At 69.7% G+C, this 6,360-nt stretch carries 7 protein-coding genes and 1 pseudogene; 4 read left to right on the plus strand and 4 right to left on the minus strand.

What is annotated here, in order from left to right; all coding sequences use genetic code 11:
- Window positions 1-1,085, plus strand: a pseudogene (locus tag QZV94_RS22010) (cobaltochelatase subunit CobT); the annotation flags it as partial.
- Window positions 1,082-2,080, plus strand: coding sequence for an esterase-like activity of phytase family protein (locus QZV94_RS22015; protein WP_293681992.1), 999 nt, complete (start codon window positions 1,082-1,084; stop codon window positions 2,078-2,080). The pseudogene QZV94_RS22010 and the gene QZV94_RS22015, both read left to right, overlap by 4 nt.
- Before the next feature lie 106 nt (window positions 2,081-2,186).
- Here the strand turns inward: QZV94_RS22015 and rpmB are convergent, their stop codons facing one another.
- From rpmB to QZV94_RS22035, 4 genes are all read right to left on the minus strand, one after another.
- On the minus strand, window positions 2,187-2,486 hold the full coding sequence (rpmB, locus tag QZV94_RS22020) for a 50S ribosomal protein L28 (protein ID WP_293682007.1): 300 nt from the start codon (window positions 2,484-2,486) through the stop codon (window positions 2,187-2,189).
- A 301-nt stretch (window positions 2,487-2,787) separates the two neighbouring features.
- Window positions 2,788-3,582 (minus strand): pyrroline-5-carboxylate reductase, encoded by a 795-nt coding sequence (gene proC / locus QZV94_RS22025; RefSeq protein WP_293682010.1) that lies wholly within the window; start codon window positions 3,580-3,582, stop codon window positions 2,788-2,790.
- An 86-nt stretch (window positions 3,583-3,668) separates the two neighbouring features.
- The gene (locus tag QZV94_RS22030; RefSeq protein WP_293681995.1) at window positions 3,669-4,172 is read right to left on the minus strand and encodes a YbjN domain-containing protein; all 504 of its coding nucleotides are present in this window, start codon (window positions 4,170-4,172) and stop codon (window positions 3,669-3,671) included.
- A gap of 139 nt (window positions 4,173-4,311) precedes the next feature.
- Window positions 4,312-4,593 (minus strand): accessory factor UbiK family protein, encoded by a 282-nt coding sequence (locus QZV94_RS22035; RefSeq protein ID WP_293681998.1) that lies wholly within the window; start codon window positions 4,591-4,593, stop codon window positions 4,312-4,314.
- Between the two features lie 116 nt (window positions 4,594-4,709).
- Between QZV94_RS22035 and lgt the strand changes: the two genes are divergently transcribed.
- Together lgt and QZV94_RS22045 are read left to right on the plus strand one after the other, a co-directional pair.
- Window positions 4,710-5,594 carry a prolipoprotein diacylglyceryl transferase gene (gene lgt / locus QZV94_RS22040; protein WP_293682001.1) on the plus strand — a complete coding sequence of 295 codons (885 nt, stop codon included), beginning with the start codon at window positions 4,710-4,712 and terminating at the stop codon, window positions 5,592-5,594.
- Window positions 5,581-6,360: SAM-dependent methyltransferase (locus QZV94_RS22045; protein WP_293682004.1), on the plus strand; the 780-nt coding region annotated here is incomplete at its 3' end. The genes lgt and QZV94_RS22045, both read left to right, overlap by 14 nt.

The raw sequence follows: 6,360 nt of genomic DNA on the forward strand, positions 1-6,360 counted from the left end.
ACGGCGACGCGCCGGCCCGACCGGACCCCTCCGGCGACAACCGCGCCGTCACCTACCGCGTCTTCACCACCGGGCACGACGAGGTGGTGGCTGCCGAGGAGCTCTGCGACCCTGAGGAGCTGAGCCGCCTGCGCGCCTACCTCGACCAGCAGTTGGCCAGCGTCTCCAACGTGGTGTCGCGCCTGGCCAACAAGCTACAGCGCAAGCTGCTGGCGCAGCAGAACCGCTCGTGGACCTTCGATCTTGAGGAGGGCCTGCTCGACACCTCGCGTCTGACCCGGGTGATCACCGACCCGACCGCCTCGCTGGCCTTCAAGGAGGAGGAGGACACCGAGTTCCGCGACACGGTGGTCACCATCCTGATCGACAACTCCGGCTCCATGCGCGGTCGGCCGATCATGGTGGCGGCGGTCTGCGCCGACATCCTGGCGCGCACCCTGGAGCGCTGCGGGGTGAAGACCGAGATCCTGGGCTTCACCACTCGGGCCTGGAAGGGCGGCTCCAGCCGCGAGGACTGGCTGAAGGCCGGCAAGCCTGCCCAGCCCGGGCGGCTCAATGACCTGCGCCACATCATCTACAAGTCCGCCGACGCCCCCTGGCGACGCGCGCGGCGCAACCTCGGGCTGATGATGCGCGAGGGCCTCCTGAAGGAGAACATCGACGGCGAGGCGCTGATGTGGGCCCACCACCGGCTGATCGGCCGCCAGGAGGCCCGCCGCATCCTGCTGGTGATCTCCGACGGGGCGCCGGTGGACGACTCGACCCTTAGCGTGAACTCCGGGCACTACCTGGAGCGCCACCTGCGCGAGGTGATCACCGAGATCGAAACCAAGAGTCCCGTGCAGCTGATCGCCATCGGCATCGGCCACGACGTGACCCGCTACTACAAGAATGCCGTGACCATCGTGGACGTGGAGCAGCTGGCCGGAGCCATGGTCGAACAGCTGGCCGACCTGTTCGACGAGGAGGTCCGCCGGCTCACGCGCAAGAACGCCGGCCTGCTGGCCCCGCCGCCGAACACACAGGGACCGCAGGGGCCAATGCGCCGCTCGACCTTCAAGGAAGTGCGGAAGGTCACCGCTTGAGGCGCCTGGCGGCGGCCGCGCTCGCGGCGCTGCTCTGCGCCTGCGCGCCCCCCGCCCCACTGCCGAAGGGACCGATGCCGATGACGGCCGCGGTCGCTGTGGCCGCGGCGCCGGTCCCGCTGGATGCGCAGAATCCGACGACCACGCGGGTCGGACGCTTCATCTACGCCGGCGGGGTCGCACTCACTTCATCCGACACCGCGCGGCTGCACGGCCTGTCGGACATCAAGGTCTGGTCGAACGGTCGATTCCTGGCGCAGGGCGACGAGGCCGACCAGGTGGAGGGACGGCTGCGGCTTGACGCCGGCGGCCGGCTGGTGGGCGTCTCCGACGTGCGGATCCACCCCCTGAAGGGCCCCGACGGCCAGGATCTCTACGCCAAGGGCGCGCGCAGCCGAGACGCCGAGGGCGTGGCCGAGTTCCCCAATGGCGATCGGCTGGTGAGCTTCGAGCAACAGGATCGGGTGCTGCTGTTCCCGGCCGGCGGCGAACCGCCCCGCGAGGCGCCGAAGCCGGACATCGCATGGCGGTACAACCAGGGTATGGAGGCGCTGGACCTCGATCCCGCGGCCGGGCCGGACGCCTATCGCGTGGGCGTGGAGGCCACCGGCGCAACCTACCTCTGCCGGGTCTCCGCCGGGTGTGTCCCTGGCCCGGTAGTGGCGCAGGGCGATGGCTTCGACCTGGTCGCGCTGGCGATGCTGCCCGGCCGGCGCATCGCCTATCTGCTGCGCGCCTTCGACGCTGCGCGCGGCAACCGCATCATCCTGCGGATCACCGGGGCGGACGGGGCGACCCTGGACGAGTTGACGCTGGCCAGGCCTCTGGTCACGGAAAATCTCGAGGGCGTGGCAGCCGTGCCCGGTCGCGGCAGGACGGTGCGCTTCTACCTGGTCTCGGATGACAACTTCGGGACCTACAACGGCGTACCCACCGGCCAGCGGACCCTGCTGGTGGCGTTCGACTGGGCGCCGGCAGGGTCGACAGCCAAATAACGTCTCGCCATCCCACGGTCGCCCGCAGGGCTGCCCGGGGGATGACGGCGAAAAGAAAAAGGCCGCTGTTTCCAGCGGCCTCTTCGGAACGACGTGGTGGCGCGGCTCAGGCGGCCGGAGGCGTCTCGGCGATCTTCGCCTTCAGCTGGCGCTTGATCTTGAGCGCCTTCACCGAGAGGTTCTCGTCCTTGGCCTTCAGGAGGACCGCGTCGAGGCCGCCCCTGGCGTCGACGGTGCGCAACGCCGCATTGGTGATGCGCAGCGAGAAGCTCTGGCCCAGCGCGTCGGATTGCATCTTCACGACATTCAGGTTCGGCATGAACCGGCGCTTAGTCTTGATGTTCGAGTGGCTCACGTTGTGGCCGACCATCGGACCGACACCCGTGATTTCGCAGCGGCGCGACATAGCGAAGACCTTCACGCGGAATGGAGTGCGACGGACGGCGTCCGTGCAGGGAGCGGGCGATATAGAGGAAGCGGCCCCGCCACGTCAAGGCAAGCGGCCCGCCAGAAGACGCTCAAGCGCTCCAGCTTCGTCGTTCGTTGTGGCTGAACGCGACTCAGGCACAACATGTCGTAGGGAACAAAGACTGAATCGCTGCGTGTCAGTGATTCGGACGCGATTCGTTTCGCGCCCGTTCCCATGCTCAAGCTGATAGCTCGGTTCTGCCTTCGTGGGTCGTGCAAGTGCGGAGCGGCGCTCGATCTTAGGCGCCCAGCGCCCTGGAGCGCCGAACCGCGGCGCTCACCGCCTCGCGCAGCAGCGGCGGCAACCCGGTGTCGCCCAAGAGCACGTTCAACGCCGCCTCTGTCGTGCCTCCGGGGGAGGTCACCTGCCGACGCAGCTCCGCAGGCTCCTCGCCGCTGCGGGCCAGCAGGGCCGCCGCGCCGGTGAGGGTCGAGCGGGCCAGGCGCTGGGCGTCCCTGGGCGAGAGCCCCGCCGCCGCGCCGGCGGCCTCGAGGGCCTCGATGAAGGCGTAGAGATAGGCCGGCGCCGAGCCGGAGACCGCGGTCGCGGCGTGCATCAACGCCTCGTCGGTCAGGTCGACCACCGCCCCCAGGGGCTCGAACAGGGCATGGGCTCGGGCGAGGGCGGCCGGATCGTCGGCATAGAGGCTGGCGGTCCCCTGCCCGATCGCCGCGGCCGTGGTGGGCATGACCCGGGCGACGCAGCGGCCCCCGAAAGCCTTGCAGATGTCCGGTGAGGCGACCCCTGCGGCGATGGAGACGACCACCGCGTCGGCGTGCAGCCACGGGGCGAACTCCGCAGCGGCCTCGCGCCAGACCTGCGGCTTGACCGCGAGCACGACCGTGCGCGCGCGCGCCAGTTCGGAGTCCGCGGGGTTCAGCAACGCGCCCGCCGCCTCGGCCGCCAGCGCCGCCGGCCCCGGCTGCGGATCGCGGATGATGATGTCGGACGCCGCGAAGGCCCCGGCCGCGCGCCAGCCCTCCAGCATGGCCCCACCCATGCGCCCTGCGCCAAGCATCAGGATCGGCGTGATCATGGGAGAGGTTTAGCGGCCCGTCCGACCGTCGTCATCCCACGTCGGCCGAAAGCCGCGCGGAAGACAGTGCGCTGAGCCCGGCCCTAGGCTTCGCCGACCGTCTCGAACATGCAGGCCGCGATGGCTTCCTGGGGGCTCTTGGCGCCGCGGAGCAGGAAATCGTAGGCCGGGAAGAACCGGTCCGCCGCCTCGACAGCCACGTCGATCATGGCCGCGGCCTGCGCCAGGCTGGGCTGTTCGCCGGTCATCAGCGCCATGCCGTGCCGGAAGATGATCTCGCCCTCTTCCCACAACTCGAAGTGGCCTAGCCAGACCCGCGGATTGATCGTGGCGATCAGCTCCTGGGCGGTCAGGCGCTGGTCCTTGGGCACCGCCAGGTCCATCGACAGGCACAGCTGCAGGGTGTCGCCCTCCGGCCGCCAGGCGAACCAGAGTTCATAGTCCTTCCAGTCTCCCGCCAGGGTGAAGGCCAGATCGCCATCGTCGGTGCGGTCGAACGGGAGGTTCTCGGCGGTCAGGACGTGCTCGACGACATCGAGCGGGTCGTTGGTCAGGACAACCTGGTCGTCCGTGTGGGTGACGTCCATCACGACCCCTTTCGTAGCGGACGGAGAACGGAACACCGCCCCCGAATCGTCCGCAAATTCGAGCCTATCCCCATTCTTTGCGGAGATGTCAGCGAGTTCTTGTTCAAGGCGAGCCGCTTTCGCGTGGGGTGCGACGACGTCACTTGGGCTCGGCGGACTTGGCGCCCTTGGGGGCGGCCTTGGGGGGCGCCTTCGCCGCCGGCTTGGCCGCGCGCAGGGCTTCGATCTCGGCGCGGAGCGCGGCAACCTCGGCCTTGAGAGCGTCATGGTCTTCCCGACGCACCAGGTCCATCTCGGCCACCAGCCGGTCGGTCTGGCTCCGGAAGGCAGCCTTGGCTTCGTCGCCCGCGGCCTGGGCCATGCCCATGGCGGCGGTCGTCAGCTTGGCGATTTCATCGAGGAGAGGGTTCTGGGTCTGCATTCCGGTTCTTCTTGGCCAAAAGTGGCCCGTCCATTGTCTCTATATGGTCGCGAAGCCTCGAAAGCGAAGGCCTTGTCGTCTAGAGACCCCTTTAAGACCGCCGGAGCAGCCACGCCGTGCCCTTTCCCGAAATCGACCCCGTGCTCGTCCAGATCGGACCGCTCGCGATCCGCTGGTACGCGCTGGCCTATGTCGGCGGTGTCCTTTTGGGGTGGCGTTACGCCGTAGCCACCCTGAGGAACGGCGCCCTGTGGGTCCGACGGCCGCCGCCGCTGACCCCCGACCAGATGGACGACCTGATCCTGTGGATCTTCCTGGGCGTGATCCTCGGCGGCCGGCTCGGCCATGTGCTGTTCTACACGCCGCTGGACAAGACCCTGGCCGACCCCTTGAGCATCCTGCGGGTCTGGGAAGGCGGGATGAGCTTCCATGGCGGCGCGATCGGCGTCTCGCTGGCCATGATCCTCTACGCGGCGCGCAACAAGCTGGACCTGCTGCGGATCGCCGACGTGGTCGCCGCAGCCTATCCGATCGGCCACTTCCTGGGGCGGATCGCCAACTTCATCAACGGCGAGCTCTGGGGCCGGGAGACGAGCGTTCCGTGGGCCGTGCGCTTCTGCAACGACCTGATCATCAAGACCTTCGGCTACTGCCCGGCCGGCGAGCAGCCGCGCCATCCCAGCCAGCTGTACGAGGCCGCGTTCGAGGGCCTGGTCCTGTTCCTCATCCTGCGCTGGGCGACGCACGGGGCGAAGCTGGGGAACCGCCGCGGCGTGGTCACCGGCCTGTTCCTCCTCTTCTACGCCCTGTTCCGAATCGCCATCGAGACCGTGCGCGAGCCCGACGAGGGCCTGGAAAACCTGCCGCTGGGGCTGACCATGGGAATGATCCTGTCCGCGCCGATGGTGCTGGGCGGCGTGTTCCTGATCTGGCGTGGGATGCGTGAGCCGCTGCCGGGCCCCACCGAGGCGACTGGTAAGCCCGCCGATGAGCCTGCTTGACCGCCCCTCGCTGGGCGAAAGGTTGGCGGCGGAGATACGCCAGACCGGTCCGCTCACCGTCGCCCAGTACATGACCGCCTGCCTGCATGACCCGCAGGACGGCTACTACGCCACCCGCCCCGCCCTGGGCGCCGCCGGAGACTTCCTCACCGCGCCCCTCGTCAGCCAGATGTTCGGCGAACTGATCGGCATCTGGGCGGCGTCCTGCTGGCGGCTGATGGGCGAGCCGGAGCGGTTCGTGCTGGTGGAGGCGGGCCCCGGCGACGGGACCTTGATGGAGGACGTGCTGCGCGCCGGTCGCGCCATGCCCGCCTTCCTCGACGCCGCCGAGGTCTGGCTGGTGGAAACCTCGCAGCCCCTCGCCGCGCTGCAGGCCAGGCGCCTGGGCGACCGGGTCCGCTGGGCGCGCAGCCTCGACGAGGTTCCTGTGGGCGACCCGCTGATCCTGGTGGCCAACGAACTTCTCGACTGCCTGCCGGCGCGCCAGTTCGTGCGCGGCGCCACCGGCTGGACCGAGCAGGTCGTGGGGCTGACGGCCGACGGCCGTCTCGCCTTCGGCCGCGTGCCCGCGAGCGTCGCACTGCCGGACGCCCGCGAGGGCGAGGTCTGTGAGCGCTCGGCGATGCAGGAAGGCCTCGGAGCAGCGCTTGGCGCCCGGCTGGCCGCCGACGGCGGGGCGGCGCTGCTGATCGACTACGGCCGCGACCGCCCGGGCTTCGGGGACACCCTGCAGGCGCTGCGGCGCCACAAGACGGTCGACCCCCTG

Origin of the sequence: uncultured Phenylobacterium sp. (genome assembly GCF_902826855.1) — a bacterium.
GTDB lineage: Bacteria > Pseudomonadota > Alphaproteobacteria > Caulobacterales > Caulobacteraceae > Phenylobacterium.

Excerpts from the sequence above, each read along its gene's own strand:
- QZV94_RS22030 (WP_293681995.1), bottom strand. The coding sequence starts at position 4,172 with ATGGACGTCACCCACACGGACGACCAGGTTGTCCTGACCAACGACCCG.
- rpmB (WP_293682007.1), bottom strand. The coding sequence starts at position 2,486 with ATGTCGCGCCGCTGCGAAATCACGGGTGTCGGTCCGATGGTCGGCCAC.
- QZV94_RS22035 (WP_293681998.1), bottom strand. The coding sequence starts at position 4,593 with ATGCAGACCCAGAACCCTCTCCTCGATGAAATCGCCAAGCTGACGACC.